The sequence below is a fragment of the Streptomyces boncukensis genome (assembly GCF_011045075.1).
Lineage (GTDB): Bacteria > Actinomycetota > Actinomycetes > Streptomycetales > Streptomycetaceae > Streptomyces > Streptomyces boncukensis.
In genome coordinates this window covers 1-472 of the sequence record NZ_JAAKZZ010001122.1, presented here as the reverse complement: position 1 = coordinate 472, position 472 = coordinate 1, and the positions used below count along the sequence as shown (strand labels likewise).

The following is a 472-nucleotide window of genomic DNA, read 5'->3' as shown; positions in this document are numbered from 1 at the left end:
GGCCCCGGACGCGGGCCGACGGGCCGGACGGACGGAAGTGGAAGCGATGCAGACCGTGACGGCCTTCTTCGCCCACACCACCACACGCTACGGAGGTGGCCACGCCCGCACCGCCCTGGTCTGCTACCTCGCCCACGACGTCATCCCCTGGCTGCACGCCCCCGCCACCGACACCACCCACCGCCAACTCCTGACCGCCGGCGCCCAACTGTCCATCCTGCTCGGCGACATGTGCGCCGACGACACCCGCGACGCACTCGCCCAGCACTACCACCGCACCGCCGCCCACGACGCGGCCACCTACGCCATCGCCCTGCACGCCATGTCCACCCACGCCCACGAACTCGACCACCACCCCGCCGCCCGCGCCCTCGCCCAGCAAGCCGCCGATGCCGCCCGTCACCATGCCCACCCTGCCATCCAGACCTACACCCACGCCCAACTCGCCGTCACCGAAGCCCGCACCCACCAC

1 pseudogene is annotated in these 472 nt (G+C 72.7%); it reads left to right on the top strand.

Annotated elements, in window-relative coordinates:
* Nucleotides 1-46: 46 nt before the first annotated feature.
* Nucleotides 47-472, top strand: a pseudogene (locus G5C65_RS38250) (hypothetical protein); the annotation flags it as partial.